The organism is Oscillospiraceae bacterium (genome assembly GCA_015068525.1).
Taxonomy (GTDB): domain Bacteria; phylum Bacillota; class Clostridia; order UMGS1840; family HGM11507; genus SIG450.
The window spans coordinates 17,402-38,773 of sequence record SVKJ01000014.1 but is presented as its reverse complement, the minus strand read 5'-3'; the positions used below and the strand labels follow the sequence as shown (position 1 = coordinate 38,773).

The following is a 21,372-nucleotide window of genomic DNA, read 5'->3' as shown; positions in this document are numbered from 1 at the left end:
TGTGTTCTCGCATATCCATTATAACAGATATTTTAAATTCTGGCGAGTATGTTTTGAGTTTTTGTCCTTTTTTTGCCATAAAAATATGCACCTCCAAAAGTGTCTAACTTTTGGGGTGCATATCAAACCTACCGTTTTTTTTTACCTTTTAGTTTGGAATCAAACTTATTTAGTTCCAAATATTCTATCGCCGGCATCACCAAGGCCAGGAACGATATATTTATGGTCGTTAAGTTTTTCATCAACTGCACCGCAGTATATATCAACATCAGGATGTGCTTCTTTTAGTGCTTCAATTCCTTCAGGAGCAGCGCAAAGACATACGAATTTAATGCTTGTACATCCTTTTTCTTTAAGTAAAGAGATTGCATCGATTGCAGAACCGCCTGTTGCAAGCATAGGATCTAAAACGATAACATCACGAAGTTCTATATTATTTGGTAATTTGCAATAGTATTCAACAGGTTTAAATGTTTCAGGGTCCCTGTATAAACCTATATGTCCCACTTTTGCTGCGGGGATAAGGTTAAGCATACCGTCAACCATACCAAGCCCTGCTCGAAGAATCGGAACTAAAGCAAGTGCTTTTCCTGAAATAACCTTCGTTTTAGCAGTGCAAATAGGTGTTTCTATTTCAATTTCTTTAAGACTTAAATCTCTTGTGGTTTCATAGCACATAAGCATTGCTACTTCTTTAACCAGTTCACGAAATTCCTTACTGCTTGTTTTCTTATCTCTTAAAAGAGACATTTTATGAATCAAAAGAGGATGATCCATAACAGTTACTTTACCCATAATAAAACCTCCATTTATATTTATAATTATTATACAATTTATTTTTCGGTTGTTTTGTCAATACATTTTTGCGGTTCGTCGAGGACGACGAACCCTACAATATATGCATTCTCGTCCCGAAGGGACATATCGCATCTATCAGGATATATCGCACCGCAATGTATATCGCAAATTCCGTCAGGAATTTATATCGCTGATTTCATCAAAGATGAAATCACTTTAATTTTACTTTAATTTCATTATTTTGTCAACCCTTACCTGATGCCTTCCGCCTTCAAATTCTTCTTTTAAAAATGTATCTAAAATCGATTTTGCAAGTTCAACGCCTGTCACTCTTGCGCCCATACATAAGATATTGGCATTATTATGATTTCTTGACATTTTTGCACAGTATTCGTTAGTGCATAGTGCAGCGCGGATACCATCTATTTTGTTTGCGGCAATTGAAATTCCAATCCCTGTTCCGCAAAGAAGAATTCCTTTTTCACAACTTCCGTCTGTTAAATGCTTTGCTGTTTTTTCTGCTATATCAGGATAGTCAACGCTGTTTAAGTCATATGTACCACAGTCTAAAATTTCATAACCTTTATTTAAAAGATATTCTTTTAATACTTCCTTTAGTTCAAAAGCACCATGATCGGCACCGATTGCAATTTTCATAATAGTAAGTCTCCTTTTAATGAATTTAATTCAAAAACGCATTACGCGTTTTTACCTTTATTCCTCATTCCTAATTCCTAATTATAATTTCATTCTTTCTGCCTGAGATGGTCTTAAGTATGATGGCAGAATATTGTCATAAGTTACTTTGTTATTTTCTTTAATTGCTGATTTTATAACTCCTGCACCGCATCCGTTTATGAGATGTTCAGGAGCAAATGAACATTTATCGCTTAATTTTTCTTTAATTATTTCAATATTTGGATAAACTCCGTCACCTGTAAAAACAATTTTTTTAAACTCAAATTCTTTTAATTTGTCAATAAAATCGCTTATGGGAAGGGCAGAGTCTTCAATTATTCTTTCGCCGTTTAAAAATGCACCTGCATAGACTTCATTTCTTCTCGCGTCCATAATAGGAGCGTAAATTATATCATTAGAATACTCGTTATTTACACTTTCAAAAAGTGCCGATATTGTAGATGTAAGATAGCAGGGCTTATTTAGTGCATGGCAAAGCCCCTTTATAGTTGCAAGACCTATTCTTAAACCCGTAAAAGAGCCCGGACCTTTTGTTACAGCGAATGCATCAATATCCGAAATTTTAAGTTTTGAAATTTTTAGTGACATATCTATCATTTCAAGTAGTTTCTCCGAGTGTGTGCGTGTGTGGTTAAGAGTAAAGTCAACAATTACTTTATCATTATCACAAATTGCAACTGACGCGGTTTTTGTTGAGGAATCAATGCCGAGTATTATCAATTTTCTTCCTCCTTTACTGTAATCGTTCTTTTTTCATCTTCGCCTTTTATAATCTGCACTTTTTTTAGCTTATACCCATAAAACGCTTCAGGAATTTTTTCTGCCCACTCTACGATAACAAGAGCATCAGGATTTAGGTATTCGTAAAAGCCTATGTTGTAAAGTTCTTCCTCTTCTTCCAGTCTGTAAATATCAAAATGGTAGATGGGAATATCACCCCTGTACTCATTTACAATTGTATATGTAGGGCTGACAACATAGTCTTTTACATTAAAGTATTCGCAAATTCCTTTGGTAAATACGGTTTTACCTGCGCCCAAATCGCCGTCTAAAGTTACAATATCTCCGGGCTTTAATGTTTTTGCAAATTCTTTTGCAAATTCTTTTGTTTCATTTTCATTTAATAATGTTTTTTTAGAAAAGTCCATCTATAACTCCAAATTCATCAACATCTACTTTTTCTGCCGCAGGTATTTTTGGAAGACCCGGCATAGTCATAATTTTTCCTGTAAGAACGGTTATAAAACCTGCACCGGCGTTTACATATAAATCTCTTACTGTAACAGTAAAGCCTTCAGGTCTTCCTAAAAGTGCAGGATTATCTGAAAGTGAGTACTGAGTTTTTGCCATACAAACAGGCATGGAAGAAAATCCGTTCTTTTCTAAAAAGTCAATTTCCTTATTTGCTTTTGGTTCGTATATAACATCTAACCCACCATAAATTTCAGTAACAACTTTTTTGATTTTTTCTTTTATTGATAAATTATCTTCATATATCGGTTTAAAGGAAGCTTTTTCATTTTCCAAAGTATCAAGGACAGTGTTTGCAAGGTCCATAGTACCCTCTCCGCCCTCTGCAAAGCATTTTGAAATTTCGCATTTAACACCTAAGTTTTCGCAGTATTCTTTTACTGTTTCTACTTCTTTTTCTGTGTCAGTAAAGAAGTGATTTAAGGCAACAACAACAGGAAGTCCAAACTTTTTAACATTTTCTATGTGTTTTCCTAAATTAACAATTCCTTTTTTAAGTGCATCAATATTTTCAGTTGCTAAATCTTCTTTTTTAACACCACCGTTATATTTTAATGCACGTATTGTAGCAACTAAAACTACAAGGGAAGGTTTTAAGTTGCCAAGACGGCATTTTATATCAAGGAATTTTTCAGCACCCAAATCTGCACCAAAACCTGCTTCTGTAATAACGTAATCGCAAAGTTTTAGCGAAAGTTTGGTAGCGATTAAACTGTTACAGCCATGAGCAATATTTGCAAAAGGTCCGCCGTGAATAATACAAGGCGAATTTTCCAAAGTCTGCACAAGGTTAGGTTTTATTGCATCTTTTAAAAGTGCAGTCATAGCACCTTCTGCTTTTAAATCTCCTGCGGTAATTATCTTACCGTCATAAGAATAGCCAACTATAATTTTCTTTAGTCGGTCTTTTAAGTCCATAAGGTCGGAAGATAAGCATAAGATTGCCATAATTTCACATGCAACAGTAATCATAAAATGGTCTTCTCTTACCTGACCGTCAACCTTTTCACCAAGACCTATAACAACATTTCTTAAGTTTCTGTCATTTATATCAAGAACTCTTTTTATTTTTATGCTTTTAGGGTCAAGTCCCAAAGCGTTACCCTGATGGATATGGTTATCTGCCATTGCACATAAAAGGTTATTGGCAGATGTGATAGCGTGCATATCTCCTGTGAAATGAAGGTTTATATCCTCCATAGGAACAACCTGGGAATATCCGCCGCCTGCTGCACCGCCTTTAACACCGAATGTAGGACCAAGTGATGGTTCTCTTAATGCAATCAAGGATTTTTTACCGAGTTTGAAAAAGGCTTGTCCAAGACCGACAGTTGTTGTTGTTTTACCTTCTCCTGCAGGTGTGGGGTTTATAGCAGTAACTAAAATAAGTTTTCCGTCTTCATTATTTTTAACACGGTTGATTAAATCAAAGGAAAGTTTGCCCTTGTATTTTCCGTAAAGTTCAATTTCGTCTTCCGAAATATCAAGTTTTTCTGCAATTTTTACAATTGGTTCCATTTTTGCTTCTTGTGCAATTTTGATATCGCTTAGCATTTTAAAGTCCCCCTTTTAATTTACTAAATCTTTTATCCATTTCTTCCTGCAAATTCTTACAAGAAGAAAAATCATTTTTATAATTTCCTCGCATCTTGAAATTATATAAACAGGAAGAATAGGAAGCCCTAAACAAATTCCTGAAACATATGTACCTAAAACACCGACAGTCCATACTGACCCACCGTCAGCAAGTAAGCAGAACAAGGTGTCGCCTCCCGCTCTTAAACTTCCGCAGATAGTAAGATGGTTAAAAGATGCTACAGGCATAAATAAAACTATAATTAAATACAGTTTTATTGCAATATTTACAGCCTCATCTGATATATTGAACATTGATAGAAAATGCGGGCAGATAAATATTGTAATAAGTCCGAGTGTAAGTGCAAATAAAGGTACGATGACTGAAAGTTTAATCGTTTTATCGTAAGCCTCATCATATCTTTTTGTGCCTATCAGTTTACCTATACATACTCCTGCTGCATTACCTGCTCCGATAAAGAAGACACTTGTCAAATCCTTTAAAATGTTTATTATGTTAACAGCTGCAACTGCTTCGGTTGAAATTCTTGCATATATTGCAACCATAATAGTCATAGCGATTGACCATAGAGTTTCGTTAAAAATAACAGGAATAACTTTTAATAAAAATCCTTTTAAAAAGTCTTTGGTTATACCTTTATATTCATAAAAATCTTTAAATAAGAATTTAAGTTTCTGGTGTGATAAAATAACAATAAATATACATTCAAATATTCTTGCCGTTAGCGTAGCAATAGCGGCACCCGATACTCCCATCGGAGAAAAACCGAGTTTTCCAAAAATTAAGATATAGTTTAACGATGCATTTATCCCGATTGACAAAAGTGAAGCAAAGAGTGGAATTTTTGGATGCTCAAGTGCTTTTAAGGTATATGAAAAAACATAAATAATACCTGCAAGCAGGAATGACGGAGCAATAATTTTTAAGTATTTCGTACCCTCTTTTATAACAGATAAATCATCGGTTAAAAGTGCCATAATATTTTCGGTAAAAAAGAAAGTAAGAAATGCAAAGATTACTGAAACTGAAATTGAAATTAAAAATTTGATTAAAACAACTTTTTTAATTCCTTTGTAATCCTCTTTTCCCCAATACTGTGATACAAAAGCACTTGCTCCGCTGCACAGTCCGAAAATAACAAGTGTATATATAAAGAATACTTTATTTGCAAGGCCGACAGCCGCAACAGGAATATCCCCTAACTGACCTATCATAAGATTGTCAATTAAGTTAACTGATGTTGTCACAAGGTTCTGAAAAGCCATAGGCAGTGCAATAAGTATAAAGTGCTTATAAAAACTTCTGCTGTTCATTTTTAAATTTCAAACTCCTCAGGTGTATGCGTTGATGTAAAAAGTTTTCTTCGCCTTAATTCTTTTTTTAATATATCAAATTTAAACTTTTTGCAGGTGTCATCTTCCTTTATGAAATTCTTCTTTTTTTCACAATATACATCTTCCGTTAAAGAAAATCTTTTAGCAAAAGCACAGTACCTGCATATACTTGGATTTTCCTGAGTCCAGAGCGGAATTTGAGTATCCTTTTTCATTTTATAACATCCCCTTCCGTATTGGAATGGATAAATCCATTTCCTACAATGTAATGAATAATTAATAATGAATAATGAATAATTGCGGTATTAAATTTTCTAAAGAAAATTTAATGAATTTAATTCATCGATTGCAGTGCAATCGATACCTTCATTTCGCACTTTAAATTTCGCATTTCGCATTTTTTTCATTCCTAATTATAATTGTAATCAATTTCGCCTATCATTTCTTCTGTTTAATATAAGAACTATTCTTAAAAAGTTTGCAACCGAAACCAAAGCAGATGCAACGTAGGTAAGGGCCGCAGCAGTTAAAACTTTTTTAACCCCTTTTAATTCTTCATCACTAAGAGAAATATCAAGTTCGTTTATTGCACATTTTGATGCATTGAACTCTATAGGTAATAAAAGCACCTGAAATAAAACTGTTGATGCAAATAATATTACCCCGATTTTTATTAAAATGTTTGAAAACAAAAGCCCTAAAAGTGCAATAGGAAGTGCTGAGCCTGATGCAAAGTTTACTATAGGAAGAATATAACTTCTTAATTTTATCGGAAAATATCCGTATTTGTACTGTAGAGCATGTCCTGCTTCGTGGCAGGCAACACCTAAAGCGGCAACGCTTTTAGAGTCATAAACAGGTTCTGACAAACTTATAATTTTTCTTCTTATATCATAATGGTCGCTTAAATAACCTGTTCCCGAAACAATTGTAACATCAGAAATTTCATTCTTTCTAAGCATATTTTCAACTAAAGTGTTTGAAGTATATGCTGTTAAAACTTTGGAATACTTATTAAATGTTGATTTTACATACCCTTGTGCAAAAAGCGCCAAAATAAGTGCAGGTACAACAAGGATAAGATAAAGATAATCTGTCATATAAAGATTAAACATAAGTTTTAAGCCTCGCTTTTAAAATAATCGCCCGGTTCAATTTTGTGACCTAACATATATTCTGAAACCGACATCTTTCTTGAATTTTCCGCATGGAGTTCTTTTATATATAAAATTTTACCTTTGCATACTATTCCAAGACCTTTATCTTCAATATAACCCCATATTTTACCATAATCAGTATCATCTGTTTCTTCGCCTAAAAAACCTTCGTAGATTTTTATCTTCTTACCGTTAAGATAAGTACAGGCAACAGGTACAGGGTTAAGACCTCTTAATTTATTTATAATTTCTTCGGGAGTTTTGGAAAAATCAATAAGTGCATCTTTTTTTAAAATCATAGGTGCGTAAGTTGCTTCTTCCTCGTTTTGCTTAATTCTTACTGCCTTTCCGTCTTTAACTTTAATTAAAGTGGTTTTAAGAAGGGAGGCGCCAAGAACTTTCAATTTTTCAAATAAACTTCCCGCAGTATCATTTTCTTCAATTTCAATCTGAGATTTATATAAAATATCGCCCGTATCCATTCCCTTATCCATAAGCATTGTTGTAACGCCTGTAACAGTATCTCCGTTTATAACGCTCCACTGAATAGGCGCTGCTCCTCTTAATTTAGGAAGAAGGGAAGCGTGAACGTTTATGCATCCGTACTTAGGATAATCAAGAATGTACTTAGGAAGAAGTTTCCCGTAAGCCACGACAACTATAACATCAGGTTTTATTTCATCAAGATAAGATAAAAGTTCATTGTTCTTTAACGATTCAGGCTGAAAAACAGGAATATTCATACTAAGAGCAAGTTCTTTAACAGGTGAAAAACTTACTTTATGACCTCTTCCTCTTTGCCTGTCAGGCTGAGTGACAACAAGGGGAACTTCATACCCTTCTTTTATAAGCATTTCTAAACATGGAACACTAAAATCAGGAGTTCCCATAAAAATAACTTTCATATTCTAATCCTCGCAATACTCGGTAACCCTCTTACGGAAGAGTATTCCGTCAAGATGATCAATTTCATGACATAATGCTCTTGCTAAAAGCCCTGTTCCTGTTACTTCAACCTGATAGCCCTCACGGTCAAGAGCAACAACCTGAACATTCATTGGTCGCTCGGTTATTCCTGATACGCCGGGAAGAGATAAACACCCTTCAACTTCGTATTGTTCGCCTGTTGAACATATAATTTCAGGATTTATAAGTTCTAAAACACCGTCACCGATATCGATAACAACAACTCTTTTAAGTATTCCTACCTGAGGTGCGGCAAGACCGACACCGTCAGCTTTATACATAGTTTCTTTCATATCGTCTAAAAGTTGAAGAACACGTTCATCTATCTTTTCAACTTTTCTTGAAACTTTATTTAAAGTTTCGTCGCCTTCTTTTAAAATTTGTCTTATAGCCATAATAGTTCCCTTTCTATAAAAGGTTTACAGGATTAATGTCTATCGAAAGACTTATATCCTTTACCTTATAATTTTTATTATAATTAACATATAAACTTTCCAAAATATGCGAAACTAAATCAGAATCTTTTCCCTTTATTAAAATCCTGAAGCGGTATTTGTTCTTGATTTTAGCAAGAGGAGCATAATTAGGTCTGTAAATCCGAAGTTCTTCATCCGAAAGTTTAAGGTTTATTTTTGCATTTCTAAGTATATTATAACACTCTTTTATGAGTTTTTTACCAAGATTTTCATCTTCGCTCTGGCAAATTATATTTATTATATCACAAAACGGAGGAAAATTCATCTCTTTTCTTAAATTTATTTCAGTTTTGTAAAATTCCTCATAATTTCCGTCTTTGGCAAGGCGGATAACATAGTGTTCGGGACTGTAAGTCTGGATAATTCCTATCCCTTTTTTATCCCCTCTGCCTGCTCTTCCCATAACTTGCGTTATCTGGGAAAATGTTCTCTCAAGTGCACGGTAGTCTTCAAGGTAAAGCCCACCGTCTGCCGCAAGGACAGCTGCAAGTGTAACATTTTTAAAATCAAGTCCTTTTGTAATCATCTGGGTTCCCAAAAGAACATTTATGTTTTCATTTTCAAATTTATTTAAGATTTTCTCGTGTGAGAATTTTTTTACTGTTGTGTCTGCGTCCATTCGAAGAAGTGATATATCAGGAAAAGTATTTTTAAGTTCATCTTCTATTTTTTCGGTTCCTTTTCCGAAATGCTTAATATACTTACTCTTGCAGTCGGGACACTCTGAAAATAACTCCCTTTCATAACCGCAGTAGTGACAAACCATTCTGTCATTATTGTTATGATAGGTAAGGGATACATCGCAATTAGGACATTTTGCCACATATCCGCAACTTCTGCAACTTACAAAAGTTGAATACCCGCGTCTGTTTATAAATAAAATACTTTGTTCTTTATTATCTATTTTCTTCTTAAGTTCCTCTTTTAACATAGTGGAAAAAGGCGAAAAATTACCCTCTCTCAACTCGCTACGCATATCTACTATAAAGCAGTCGGGAGTATTGTTATTATTAGTCCGCTCCTTTAGGGTAATAAGTTTATAGTCACCCGTCATTGCATGATAGTAACTTACAATTGACGGAGTGGCAGAGGCAAGGATTAGTTTTGCACCCTCAAAATCTGCCCGCACCTTAGCAATTTCTATCGTGTCATATTTAGGGAAAACATCAGATTTATAAGAAGTTTCATGCTCCTCGTCAATAACAATAAGTCCGACATTTTTAATAGGTGCAAATATAGCACTTCTTGCACCGATTACAACTTTTATTTTCCCTTTTCTTATCATTTTATACTGGTCGTATCTTTCCTCTTTGGAAAGCCCTGAATGGATAACTGCAACATTATCTGAAAATCTTTTAAAAAATCTTGTTACCATCTGAGGAGTTAAGGAAATTTCAGGTACAAGCACAATTGCAGTTTTCCCTTTATTTAAAACTTCTTCTATAACTTGAAGGTAAACCTCAGTTTTTCCCGAACCTGTTATTCCGTGAAGAAGATAGGTCGAATCATCACTTGTAAGTATTGTATCTATTGCTTTTTTTTGCTCATTGGTAGGCTTTAATTTTTCTTCTTTTGTAAAATCCTTATGGGAAAATGGATTTCTTAAAACTTCAATTTCTGAAATTTCGGCAAACCCTTTAAGGACCAGCTTGTCTATCGCGTCTTTTGATGCTTTGGTAAATTCTCTCAGTTCAGAAAGAGTAATACTTTTATTGGCTCTTAAGAATTCAAGTACTCTTATTTGAGATTTATTTTTTTTGTTATTTTCTATATAGTCTGAAATTTCATCACTTGTTTTAGTTAATGTTATAATTTTTGCTTTCTTATCTTTTATTTTCTCAGTGTGAACACTTCTTATTTCAATTATTCCCCTTTCTTCCATAGAAAGAAGTAAGGCTCTTAAACTTTTTATTTTAACCTTTTCTTTTAAAAGATTCAGAGAACAACCGTTATATTTTAAAAGAGTGCTTACAACCAAATCCTCATTTTCCGAAAGATTATCGGAAAAATCAAGAAGGTAAATCTTTTCGTCAACAAATGTTTTGATTCCCGTTGGCATGTTAAGTTTCAGGGAATCATAATATGAACAAAGATATTTTTTTCTTAAGAACTCTGCTATTTTAAAACCTGTTTCGGTTATAACAGGTGTGTTATCAATAATCTCGGAAATATTCTTGATATTTTCAAATTCTTTATTTTCGTTTGTTATATCAAAAATAATCCCTTCTGTTTTACCGTAACTTCCAAAAGGGACAATAACTCTTTTTCCTCTCTCAACTTCTCCCTCGAGTTCTTTAGGAACACGGTAACAGAAAAGACGGTCAAGTTCGTATGCTTTTTTTGTTATCACAACATCAGCAAACATAATAAACCTCTTTAAAATTTTTATTAATTGCAAAATATACAGTATCTACTTTTTCGTCTTGTTTTCAATGGATTTTATAGTGCTCAAATAATCTTTTTCTACTTCGCTCAGAGTTCTTAGTTGATATTTTTTATATTCCTCGGTTGCTTTATTAACCGCCTGTGTATGTGATATGCTTCCTGCACCAACCAACAATTGCTCTCCGCTCATTGTGAGAATTTTATCAAGATGTTCTGACCAATCTTTCATTGTCATAACTTGTTCTCTTTCTGCTTGTCTTTCGGCAAAATCAAGATATCCCGAAACAATCTGACCTAAAGAATGCAGTTCTTTTTCGTATAGATAGTTTTTTGCAATGACTACATCGCTTAAATGAGGCCTGTTTCCTTTAAATGTGCTAAGCCCCATAAATTCTTTTTCACTATCTGCTCTGTTATATATAACCTCAGCAGCGGTTTGCCCATGAACAGCGTAATGAATTTTATTCTGAACCTTTTTAAAAAATTCTATAGATATTTCAGCTTTGGGATCGTAGTCAATGCTTGTGGCATATATATCAAGCACTTGTCTATAAAAAACTTTTTCCGATGCACGAATATCTCTGATTCTTTCTAAAAGTTCTTTCCAGTATCCGCCTCCACCAAGATTTTTTAGCCTTTCATCATCCATGGTAAATCCTTTGCGGATATACTCATTAAGCCTTTTTGTTGCCCACTGTCTGAATTGAGTTCCTCTTAACGATTTTACACGATAGCCAACAGAAATAATCACATCAAGATTATAGTAGTCAAGGTTTCTTTCAACTGTTCTATCACCCTCAATCTGAACTGTTGCAAATTTTGCAACAGTTGCTTCGGGCAGTAGTTCTTTGTCAGAATAAACATTCTTTATATGCCTTGAAATAGTAGATTTATCTCTTTCAAACAATTCGGCCATTTGGTCAATCGTAAGCCAAACAGATTCATTATGTAATCTCACATCTACCTTTATTTGTTCATCTTCCGTTTTAAATATTATAATATTGTTATCCATATATGCCTCCAGAATAGAGCCTGTATTATTTTCAAATTAATTTAAATTCTCCGATTTTGGTAGAAAGTACATAATCGTTTTTTAGTTCTCTTAAAATATCCATGTGAGGCTGTGAAAGATGAATTTCCTGATGTTTCTTACTTTCCCATGTTTCTAAAAGTAAAATTTCATCTTTGTTTTTTTCGCTAAAATAAAAGTCGTACTTAATGCATCCGTCTTCGTTTCTTATAGCGTCAACAATACCCTCTTTTTTTAATTTTTCTATATATTCTTCTCTTTTTTTAGGAACACATTTAAAAACAACAAAAATTGTATACATAAATTTTTTCTCCTTTATCATTTTTTAAATATCTCGCCTTTGGAGAGGATATTTAAAAATATATCGCAATTTTCATCTTTGATGAAATCATTATATAATTTTGTCAGGCAGACCAAAAAAATTATATTTATTATTCTTCCTCTTTTGATATATTTTCAATTAAATCAACTACAGCTTTGTTTAATTCAGCTGCATTTTGAGAAGTAATAGCAGGTTTTCCCGTTTCCGTTTCTAATGCTTGTCTTGCAATCTTAGCAACATTTCCACCACGTTTTGCAACCTTAATATTTTCTGACAACCCTTGTGGATGTTCTTCTTTTGAAATGTCTGTCGTAGATGTTTCCGCTAGCATATTTAGTATAAGTTCGGTTGTACTCATATTATCTCTCAAATTTTCTTTTGTAAGTCCTTTGAGGTTTTTATATTTTCTTGTTGTCATCCCTGACCAAGCTTTTGTAATCTCATCTGTAAGAATAGCATATTCTACGCCCTTTCGAACCCCGTGCTTATCCCATTCATCAGTCAAAGCATTGCGCACCCTGATAGATAAAATCCTTTGATGTATCCATTCGTCACTGTAGCCTTTCTTTTGAAAAGTTTCTATTGCTCTATCAATTGCAAGTTCAGGGTCAATAGTTTCATCAATTCGTTCTTTTCCGACTTCGGCGAGCCACATCTTAAAAGGTTCTGCTTTAGGTGACGGAATAGATTGAATTATGCGAAGAATTCCGGCAACATTTGCCGCTTGTATCTTTCTCTTTTTATCATCCAGAGCAATCATTTCAACAGGGGTACAAATTGTACCCCATTTAGAATTAAGTTCAGCATCTCGGCTACGCATCTTTTTTATGTATTGTTTAACATCTCTACTATCAGTTAAGATTTCTACAACATCACTGACAGAAAAATACCATTCTTCTGTTTCTTCATTCCAAGCAGTTCTTATTCTTTTATCTTCAAATATTTGTATTTTATTATCCATATGTATAACCTCCATAAAAGAGTTTTATCACGATATATTTTTGTCCCTTGTATATCAAAGATTATAAAGACTGCATAATTTGGATGCCACACTTTTTGGCGATATACTCACTTCGTTCGTGCGATATATTTTCACTCTGCTCAAATGCGATATAACCTCTTTCCGTTCGGTTGCGATATGATATAAATTCCTTAATCTCGTCCCGAAGGGACATATCGCATTACGAAGTAATATATCGCACCGCAAGGCATATAAGGACCTCACGAAATATAACAAAATCAGAGATTTCTATATTTCGGAGAACCTTGATACTCGCAAGCTCGTATGCGCAAATTCCGTCAGGAATTTATATCGCTGAGTTTAATCGTTTCACGATTAAACTCATTATAGAATTGACGTACAATTTAGATACCGATTGTTAAACCTCTTACTTATTATATGTATACTTGCATGCCGGACAAACTTCATACGCAGAATCATGACACGTGCCACAATTTGGACACTGTTTTAATCCATCTTCATCCGAAAAATCAAATTTCGGAAAAATTCCGATATATTCATTTTTATCCTCGTGTTTATCTATTGTATTATTTTCAACGCTAAAACCTTTTTTGTGAACGCCTTCCTCTTTAGTGGGCAAAGCAATGACAATTAAGTATCCTGCTATCCCAAACAAAAAACAATACCAAAAATATTTTCTATTATAATATCCTTTTTTGGATGCGATTTCCATAAACTCTTCTGATAATACATAAGAAATAACTAACCCTACAAGCACTAAAACTATAATCAATCCCATATTTATCTCTCCTTATTGTTTGTTTTTTCTTTTACTGTGTTAATTGATGAAATCAACATTCTGCGAATTTGACCGCAAGCATTTATTATTGACTTATATGTTTCATCATCTATATATCCTGTTCTGTTCAGAAGTTCCAGCCAATATTCTGACTCGTAACACTCTTTTAAACCTATTTGCATTTTTGATATAAAATCAGCCGTTCCGTGAGCATATTTCGATTCGTGAATATTGGCACCGATTGATGTTCCCGAACGCATAAGCTGATTTGTTAAAACACTTTCTCTTTTTGTTTCTTTTATGTCTTTGCACATATTTATAATTTCAACTGCAAAATCTTTTGCTTTATCAAGCATTATGCTTTCTGCCATATCTACACATCCAATCATTTTTAGCTAAATTTTGCAACAAGTTGCAAAGCTAAATTATTCCGCTTAGCTCCATAGCTAAATTGTTTTTTCAAAACAGCTAAATTAAATTCGCCTCATAGCTGACCGAAGGTCAATTTAGCTACGAAGTAATTTAGCGTGCTTTAGCACATTTAGCTCGCCATCAGGCGAATTTAGCTGAATAGATTTAACTTAAGTTAAATCTATTCTACCATATCAAAAACTTTTTTTCAATAATTTACAGTAAATCTTCCACCTTAGCCGAACTTCCGTATTTGATTAGTCCTTCCATAAGTTCACCCTCGCTGAAGGTTCTTAAGACTTTTCCGTTTTCTACTACTGAAAAGATATGGTATCCCCATAATGAAAGGTCATAAAAAATTTTTCTTATATAAAAGTTCTTATTGACAGCAACATGATTTACAGGCATTTTTTCAATTTCTCTGTTTTTTTCCTTGTAAGAGGTTATTTCTTTTAACATAAAAAAATAAGTGTGATTTTTTTCAGAGAATAAATTGAAAATGAGGAAAAAACCTATTATACACACCGAAAAATTAAACTTTGTTACATAAAGTATAAAAAAACCTGTTGCTACGGTTATAACACTTATTATTCTTGTTATAAAAAGAGTAAGTTTATAACTTCTAAGATACCCCATTTTTTTTGAAAGGTGCGCTTTAAGTATTCTTCCGCCGTCAAGAGGGAGAGCAGGGAGTAAATTAAAAAGTCCCATACATAAATTTGAAAAATATAAAAAATGTGCCTTTTCCTTCAGAAGAACAAGACATAATAAAGAAACAATAAAATTGCAAAGAGGCCCTGCTATAGCAATTTTTATTTCGTCCTGAGGGTTTTTTATAAATAAATTCTTAAGTTTTATCGAAATTCCGAACGGCTCTATTTTTATATATTTTATTTCTACACGGCTTCCCTTAATCATAATAAGATGTCCTGCTTCGTGGAGGGTTGCGGTAAGGAAAGCCAAAAAGAACATATCCCAGACTTTTAAAAAAATGCTTATAAGAAGAACAAAGAAAAAAAGGGGATTTATTTTTATATTTTTCATATAAGATACCCTTCGGGGTCAACGCACTTACCGTCTTTTCGTATTTCAAAATGAAGATGAGGGCCTGTTGAACGTCCTGTTGAGCCTGATAGTCCTATAATATCGCCCTTTTCCACCATGTCTCCGACTTTTACCTTCTGCTCATTTAAATGTCCGTAAAGGGAAACGAGCGAGTTAAAATGTTCTATCATAATAAATTTTCCGTAAAATTCATTTTCTTCTACTCTTAAAACTTTGCCCGAATATGCCGATTTAACTTCGGTGTTCTCGCTTGCATTTATGTCAATCCCCGTATGAGTTACCTTTTCGTTAGTAAGAGGATCATCTCTTTCCCCGAATGGAGAGGTAATAATATCAGAAACAGGCATCATAAAAACTTTGCCCCCGACTGTATGGGCATATACGGTTTTTTTAACATCTGACAAAAGAAGATTGTAATCGCAGTTTGTACCCATTACTGCGGACATGGTTTTATTAAAATATGCAGGATTAAATTTTAAATAAATCGCAATCCCGACTATTACTAAAGCACCGATAAATCTTAAATTTAAAAATTCGGGCATTTTTACTTTGTCCTTTTTTATTCTTTTCTTTTTCATAATTAAAATCATTCCTTTCGTTCCGTTTAGTACAGTTTATTTTAGTTGTCCTAAAAATATTAAAAAAACTCAAAATAAAAGGATTTTTTATAAAAAAATAACGCTATTATCAGCGTTATTCTATCCCAAGTTCATTGTGAAAATATTTGAGTGTTGTATATTTATATTTTTTTGCCTGGAATTCATTGAGCCTTCCATTAGCATATTTAATATATCCTTTTACAAAAGTTGTAAATCTTTTGATAATAATATGATAATTTGTATCAAGTTCAGTATATTCCATATCATTTATTCTTGCAGGCGCTCCTATGTAGTTACTGTCATTTACAATAACTGCTTTAGAATAGTCAAGTCCTGTTATGCTTTGGGTAGGACGAGACGAATTTTCAAATTTGTAACAGTTATTATGTTTTAAATTTGTTCGAAATGGAATTGCAAATGTATTGTTTTCAATCTGAACAAGCATCACCATATAAGGTCGATTTGATTTGTTTTCTATTTCAGGATAAGAGTCAGAATTATATTTTTTATAAAAATCTTCGGTAAGATAATTTAATTTGTATTTTTTATTGCTTTTGTTCATATTATTCCTCGCTGTAAGATTAAAGCCCCTGCATTATACAATGCAAGGGCATATCTTCCGTTGGGACTTCTTTATAAAGGTGTTACCCTCACACCTAATCTTTGATGGGGACTTCTTTATAAAGGTGCTACCCTCACACCTATTCTTCGACTATATTGTAGCATATTGTTTTGTTTTTGTCAACATCAATATTGTTAAAGAACTTGTATTTGGAAGATATTATATTTTATGTAAGTTTATTAAAAATATCAATAGATTTTGTTTAAAAATCCTTGAAATAAAAGGATTTTTTTGATATAATAGCATCAAATAATATTTTTTGAAAGTGAGAAGTTATGTTTTTTAAATCGATAGAATTAACGGGGTTTAAATCTTTTCCTGATAAGATTGATTTAACTTTTGAAAAAGGAATAACTTGTGTAGTAGGTCCTAACGGGAGCGGTAAAAGTAACATTTCCGATGCTATAAGATGGGTTATGGGTGAGCAAAGCATCAAAACTCTTCGTGGCGGAAAGATGGAAGATGTTATTTTTTCGGGTACTCAGAAAAGAAAACCGCTTGGTTTTTGTGAGGTTAATCTTCTTGTTGATAATAAAGACAGGGGGCTTAACATTGATTTTGACGAAGTATTGGTTACAAGAAGGCTTTTCCGTTCGGGTGACAGTGAGTATTACATAAACAAATCTCAATGCCGTCTTAAAGACATTCAGGAACTTTTTATGGATACAGGTCTTGGGAAGGACGGGTATTCTTTAGTCGGTCAGGGTAAAATTGATAATATCATTGCAGGCAAACCGTCTGAAAGAAGAGTGTTTTTTGAAGAAGCGTGCGGAATTTCAAAGTATCATCATAAGAAGGACGAAGCGGAAAGAAAACTTAATAATACAAACGATAACATTACAAGACTTAATGACATTATTTTCGAACTTGAAAACCAGCTTGAACCACTTAAGGTACAGTCCGAAAAGGCTAAGAAATACTTAATTATCCGTGACGAATTAAAGGATTTAGAAGTCAATGTATGGTTAAGAAATTATTATGAATATAAAGAATCTTTAGAAAAAATTGCCAAAGATTTTTCCGATTCCAAGGAAGTTTTGGAAGAAACTAAAAATACACTTTCAGAACTTGATTTAAAGATTGAACAACTGTCAACACTTTCCCGTGATCTTCAGGCAGAGAATGATACTTTGCTTCAGGAAAATTATAATCTTGAATATAATATAAAAACTTATGAAAATCAAATAGAAATTTCAAAAAACAATATTGCTCATGAAAACGAAAATGTTAAAAGACTTGAGTCAGAAAAAGAAGAACTTATTAAAAAAAGTGACGAATTTTCAGAAAATGAAAATTTATTTTCCCAAAATGTTCGTGTATTAAAACTTGAAAAAGAAGAATTAGAGAAAAAAGCAAACGAACTTTACGAAAAATTAAATGCTATACTTACTGATATAAATTCTCATAATTCATCTCTTTCCGAACTTAAACTTTCACTTTCAGATTTTAATACTGAATTTATAAATTTAAAGGCTCATAAGTCGTCATACTTAACTCTTAATGAAAGTTTGAAAGAAAGAACAGAACAAAGCGAACTTAATTTTAGTGAGAAAAACGATAAACTTTTAAGTCTTGACAAAGAAATTTTATCTATAGAAAAAAATCTTGATAAAATTGAATGTGAAGAAGAAACCTTTAAAAAAGAATATGACAATCTTACTTTATCAAAAGATAAAAAAGAAGAAGAGAAAAACGAAACGCTTTCAAAGATTGACTTTACAAAAAACAGCATCAATAAGGTTAAAAACCGCCTTGATATGTTAAAAGATATGGAAAGCAATTTTACAGGAAGTCCTAAAGGTGTTAAGGAACTTTTAAATTTAAAACCAAAAGGTGCTAAACTTTTCGGAACGGTTGTATCTCTTATCAAAACTGACTCTCAGTACGCAAAGGCTATAGATTCGGCACTTGGCGGTGCATCGGGAAATATCGTGTGCGAAAGTGAGCAGGATGCTAAAAATTCGATTGCCTATTTAAAGGAAAACAAATTAGGAAGAGTTACCTTTATGCCTCTTTCAACCATTAAACCGCAAACAGAAATAAAAGAAGATTTAAAAGGGGAAAAAGGTTTTATAGGAATGGCTTCTTCCTTAGTTTCCTGTGATGAAAAGTATAAAAAAATTATTGAGAGTTTACTACTCAGGGTAGCAGTATTTTCAGACATAGATACTGCTATTTTGGCTACCAATAAGTATAAACATTCTTTTAAAGCAGTAACCTTAACGGGAGAAATATTTAATATCGGAGGTTCGATTACAGGGGGAGAATATAAAAATAACCTTGGCGGTATGCAAAGAGCCGCTGAAATTTCAAACCTTGAAAAAGAAGAAAAGGATTTAGAAAAAACCCTTGACGGATTAAATAAAACGCTTGAAAAAGAAGAAAAAGATTTGCAGGAAATCATACATAAGATAGACAGTGTTTCAGAGGATAAGAAAAAAGCAAATTCATTAAAAATCGAACTTTTATCTTCACTTAAATATCAGAAAGAACTGTATTATCAGATAAGCGAAGATATAAAAAATCATAATGACGAAATATCTTCACTAAAAGAAAAAATTTCAGATAATAATAAACATATCACAGAAATTGATGAAAAGGAAGAAAATTTAAATAAAAAGATTACTGAAATTGAAACCAAAATTAGTTTAAAAGACAGCGATTATTCCAAAGTTTCAGAGAAAAAAGATGAAATAAATGAAGAAATAAATTCCTTAAAATTTAAAATTGCCGAAAAGAGTAAAGATATTGAATTTGAAGAAGATAAAATAAATGCGATTTTAAAAGAAAAGGAAAATTATAAAAAGGATATAGAATTAAAAGATAAGTTTATAAAAGAGTCTTTGGAAAAAATAGCCGATATTGAAGACGAAATTGATTTTAGAAAAAATCAGATTGACGGTGCAAAAGAAAGCATCGAAGAATTTTTATTAAAAATTTCAGGTAATAAAACCAGGAAAGAAAACACCGAAAAGGAACTGGAGGGCAGTCAGAAACTGTCAAGAGATTTAAGAGAAAAGTTTATTGCCCAGAACGAAGCGCATACTAAACTTGAAGTTAAGGTAAATAAAATAGACTCTGATATTGAGCAGACGGTAAATAACCTCTGGGAATCTTACGAACTTACTATTTCAGATGCCGAAGAAATTAAAAAAGATATCGGCTCACTTGCAAGTGCTCAAAGAAAAATTTCCGAACTTAAGAATAAAATCAAGTCACTTGGCAATATAAATATTGATGCGATAGAAGAATACGAAAAAGTAAGCGAAAGATACGGATTTTTAACTACTCAAAGAGCAGACCTTCTTTCTGCCAAAGAAAACTTAGAAACAATTATTTCAGATATGATTAAACTGATGAAAGAAATATTTATAAAACAGTTTAATTTAATTGCCCAGTCATTTAATGAAACATATATTGAACTGTTTGGCGGAGGAAGAGGGGAACTTCGACTTACCGAGCCTGACAATGTTTTGGAAAGCGGAATTGAAATTGAAGTTCAGCCTCCCGGAAAGAAACTTACAACCATAAGTTTATTATCAGGGGGAGAAAAAGCGTTTACAGCTATTGCACTTTTATTTGCAATAATAAAGGTTAAACCTACTCCGTTCTGCTTGTTTGACGAAATTGAAGCGGCACTTGACGATAATAATGTTTACAGATATGCCGAGTATTTGGAAAAGTTTAAAAAAGATACTCAGTTTATAGTTATCACTCACAGAAGAGGAACTATGGAATCGGCGGACACTTTATACGGCGTTACTATGCAGGAAAAGGGTGTTTCCAAACTATTATCGTTAAATATAGATGAGGTTGAGCAGGAAGGATTGAAGAAATAATGGCATTTTTTGATAAATTAAAAGCATCTCTTACGGGGACTAAAGAGGCTATAAAGGGGAAGATTGACGGCGTTTTTAATATGTTTAAAACTGTTGATGAAGAACTTTTCGAGGAACTTGAAGAAGCGCTTATTATGGCTGATGTAGGTGCCGAAACCTCAATAGAAATAATTGATACTCTAAGAGATGTTGCAGATGAAGAAAAAATTACGGAGCCTTCCGATATAAAGGAAAAACTTTATGAAATTATAGCAGATATTTTAACATCTAATAATACTGAAATGAAACTTAACACAAAGCCCTCAGTAATTCTTGTTGTAGGGGTAAACGGTGTGGGTAAAACTACTTCAATCGGAAAACTTGCATCGTATTATAAGAATATGGGAAAAAGTGTAATGCTTGCAGCAGGGGATACGTTCAGGGCTGCTGCTTCCGAGCAACTTAAAATATGGGCTGACAGAGTGGACTGCCCTATAGTTAAGCATACAGAGGGGGCAGACCCTGCGGCAGTTGTTTTTGATGCTATAACTTCTGCTAAAGCAAAGGGAACAGATATTTTAATTTGTGATACTGCAGGAAGACTTCATAATAAGAAAAATCTGATGGATGAACTTAATAAAATTTACAGGGTTATAAAAAGGGAACTTCCCTCGTCTGACCTTGAAACCCTGCTTGTTTTAGATGCAACAACAGGGCAGAACGGCGTTATTCAGGCAAGGGAATTTACAAAACAAACAGAGGTTACAGGTCTTGTTTTAACCAAGCTTGACGGTACTGCAAAGGGAGGTATCGTAATCTCTATATGTAAGGAAAAAAATATTCCTGTTAAATTTATCGGTGTGGGAGAAGGGAAAGACGACTTTTCAGTTTTTGAACCGGAGGAATTTGCGAAAGCAATTTTTTAATTAATTAGGAATTAGGAGTCAGGAATGAGGAATGAAGGAATGCAAAAGATGCTATACAGCCTTTTGCAGTTTATAATTTTCATTTTATGTTAATCCAATAAACATTGTTATATTTGTTATATGATCAAAAATTATTTAAAATCGAAGATTTTCCAT

The 21,372-nt window shown here is 33.1% G+C and carries 21 protein-coding genes; 2 read left to right on the top strand and 19 right to left on the bottom strand.

The genetic code is table 11. The features are described from left to right. Nucleotides 1–165: 165 nt before the first annotated feature. The 19 genes from E7419_05975 to E7419_05885 form a co-directional block, all read right to left on the bottom strand. Nucleotides 166–795, bottom strand: coding sequence for a uracil phosphoribosyltransferase (locus E7419_05975; GenBank protein MBE7014737.1), 630 nt, complete (start codon nucleotides 793–795; stop codon nucleotides 166–168). A gap of 225 nt (nucleotides 796–1,020) precedes the next feature. After that, nucleotides 1,021–1,455, bottom strand: a complete 435-nt coding sequence (rpiB, locus tag E7419_05970; GenBank protein ID MBE7014736.1) for a ribose 5-phosphate isomerase B — start codon at nucleotides 1,453–1,455, stop codon at nucleotides 1,021–1,023. Between the two features lie 81 nt (nucleotides 1,456–1,536). Next, nucleotides 1,537–2,217 (bottom strand): tRNA (adenosine(37)-N6)-threonylcarbamoyltransferase complex dimerization subunit type 1 TsaB, encoded by a 681-nt coding sequence (gene tsaB / locus E7419_05965; protein ID MBE7014735.1) that lies wholly within the window; start codon nucleotides 2,215–2,217, stop codon nucleotides 1,537–1,539. After that, entirely contained in the window at nucleotides 2,214–2,645 is a 432-nt protein-coding gene (tsaE, locus tag E7419_05960; GenBank protein ID MBE7014734.1) for a tRNA (adenosine(37)-N6)-threonylcarbamoyltransferase complex ATPase subunit type 1 TsaE, read from the bottom strand. The genes tsaB and tsaE overlap by 4 nt, the downstream gene beginning before the upstream one ends. Continuing rightward, nucleotides 2,632–4,302 (bottom strand): formate--tetrahydrofolate ligase, encoded by a 1,671-nt coding sequence (locus E7419_05955; protein MBE7014733.1) that lies wholly within the window; start codon nucleotides 4,300–4,302, stop codon nucleotides 2,632–2,634. Before E7419_05955 ends, tsaE begins: the two co-directional genes overlap by 14 nt. 15 nt (nucleotides 4,303–4,317) lie before the next feature. Further along, the gene (locus tag E7419_05950) at nucleotides 4,318–5,658 is read right to left on the bottom strand and encodes an MATE family efflux transporter (GenBank protein MBE7014732.1); all 1,341 of its coding nucleotides are present in this window, start codon (nucleotides 5,656–5,658) and stop codon (nucleotides 4,318–4,320) included. A 2-nt stretch (nucleotides 5,659–5,660) separates the two neighbouring features. Then, nucleotides 5,661–5,894 (bottom strand): hypothetical protein, encoded by a 234-nt coding sequence (locus tag E7419_05945; GenBank protein ID MBE7014731.1) that lies wholly within the window; start codon nucleotides 5,892–5,894, stop codon nucleotides 5,661–5,663. A 210-nt stretch (nucleotides 5,895–6,104) separates the two neighbouring features. Next, on the bottom strand, nucleotides 6,105–6,794 hold the full coding sequence (locus E7419_05940) for a zinc metallopeptidase (GenBank protein MBE7014730.1): 690 nt from the start codon (nucleotides 6,792–6,794) through the stop codon (nucleotides 6,105–6,107). Between the two features lie 5 nt (nucleotides 6,795–6,799). After that, the gene (locus E7419_05935) at nucleotides 6,800–7,741 is read right to left on the bottom strand and encodes a methionyl-tRNA formyltransferase (protein MBE7014729.1); all 942 of its coding nucleotides are present in this window, start codon (nucleotides 7,739–7,741) and stop codon (nucleotides 6,800–6,802) included. Between the two features lie 3 nt (nucleotides 7,742–7,744). Further along, nucleotides 7,745–8,197, bottom strand: a complete 453-nt coding sequence (gene def, locus E7419_05930) for a peptide deformylase (protein MBE7014728.1) — start codon at nucleotides 8,195–8,197, stop codon at nucleotides 7,745–7,747. A 13-nt stretch (nucleotides 8,198–8,210) separates the two neighbouring features. Continuing rightward, nucleotides 8,211–10,643: a primosomal protein N' gene (priA, locus tag E7419_05925; protein ID MBE7014727.1), complete on the bottom strand. Its 2,433-nt coding sequence runs from the start codon at nucleotides 10,641–10,643 to the stop codon at nucleotides 8,211–8,213. A 45-nt stretch (nucleotides 10,644–10,688) separates the two neighbouring features. Next, the gene (locus E7419_05920) at nucleotides 10,689–11,675 is read right to left on the bottom strand and encodes a cell filamentation protein Fic (GenBank protein MBE7014726.1); all 987 of its coding nucleotides are present in this window, start codon (nucleotides 11,673–11,675) and stop codon (nucleotides 10,689–10,691) included. A 31-nt stretch (nucleotides 11,676–11,706) separates the two neighbouring features. Next, the gene (locus E7419_05915) at nucleotides 11,707–12,015 is read right to left on the bottom strand and encodes an antibiotic biosynthesis monooxygenase (GenBank protein MBE7014725.1); all 309 of its coding nucleotides are present in this window, start codon (nucleotides 12,013–12,015) and stop codon (nucleotides 11,707–11,709) included. A 109-nt stretch (nucleotides 12,016–12,124) separates the two neighbouring features. Continuing rightward, the gene (locus E7419_05910; GenBank protein ID MBE7014724.1) at nucleotides 12,125–12,976 is read right to left on the bottom strand and encodes a phage antirepressor protein; all 852 of its coding nucleotides are present in this window, start codon (nucleotides 12,974–12,976) and stop codon (nucleotides 12,125–12,127) included. A gap of 427 nt (nucleotides 12,977–13,403) precedes the next feature. Next, on the bottom strand, nucleotides 13,404–13,775 hold the full coding sequence (locus E7419_05905) for a hypothetical protein (GenBank protein MBE7014723.1): 372 nt from the start codon (nucleotides 13,773–13,775) through the stop codon (nucleotides 13,404–13,406). A gap of 2 nt (nucleotides 13,776–13,777) precedes the next feature. Then, nucleotides 13,778–14,146, bottom strand: a complete 369-nt coding sequence (locus tag E7419_05900; GenBank protein ID MBE7014722.1) for a four helix bundle protein — start codon at nucleotides 14,144–14,146, stop codon at nucleotides 13,778–13,780. Between the two features lie 256 nt (nucleotides 14,147–14,402). Next, nucleotides 14,403–15,230, bottom strand: coding sequence for a hypothetical protein (locus E7419_05895; protein MBE7014721.1), 828 nt, complete (start codon nucleotides 15,228–15,230; stop codon nucleotides 14,403–14,405). Then, nucleotides 15,227–15,841, bottom strand: a complete 615-nt coding sequence (locus E7419_05890) for a M23 family metallopeptidase (GenBank protein MBE7014720.1) — start codon at nucleotides 15,839–15,841, stop codon at nucleotides 15,227–15,229. Before E7419_05890 ends, E7419_05895 begins: the two co-directional genes overlap by 4 nt. 103 nt (nucleotides 15,842–15,944) lie before the next feature. Next, the gene (locus E7419_05885; GenBank protein ID MBE7014719.1) at nucleotides 15,945–16,412 is read right to left on the bottom strand and encodes a hypothetical protein; all 468 of its coding nucleotides are present in this window, start codon (nucleotides 16,410–16,412) and stop codon (nucleotides 15,945–15,947) included. A 335-nt stretch (nucleotides 16,413–16,747) separates the two neighbouring features. On the opposite strand from E7419_05885, the gene smc reads away from it, so the two are divergent. Together smc and ftsY are read left to right on the top strand one after the other, a co-directional pair. Then, a complete protein-coding gene (gene smc / locus E7419_05880; protein ID MBE7014718.1) occupies nucleotides 16,748–20,311 on the top strand; it encodes a chromosome segregation protein SMC in 3,564 nt (1,187 codons plus the stop codon). Beyond that, entirely contained in the window at nucleotides 20,311–21,216 is a 906-nt protein-coding gene (gene ftsY / locus E7419_05875) for a signal recognition particle-docking protein FtsY (GenBank protein ID MBE7014717.1), read from the top strand. Before smc ends, ftsY begins: the two co-directional genes overlap by 1 nt. Nucleotides 21,217–21,372 lie beyond the last annotated feature (156 nt).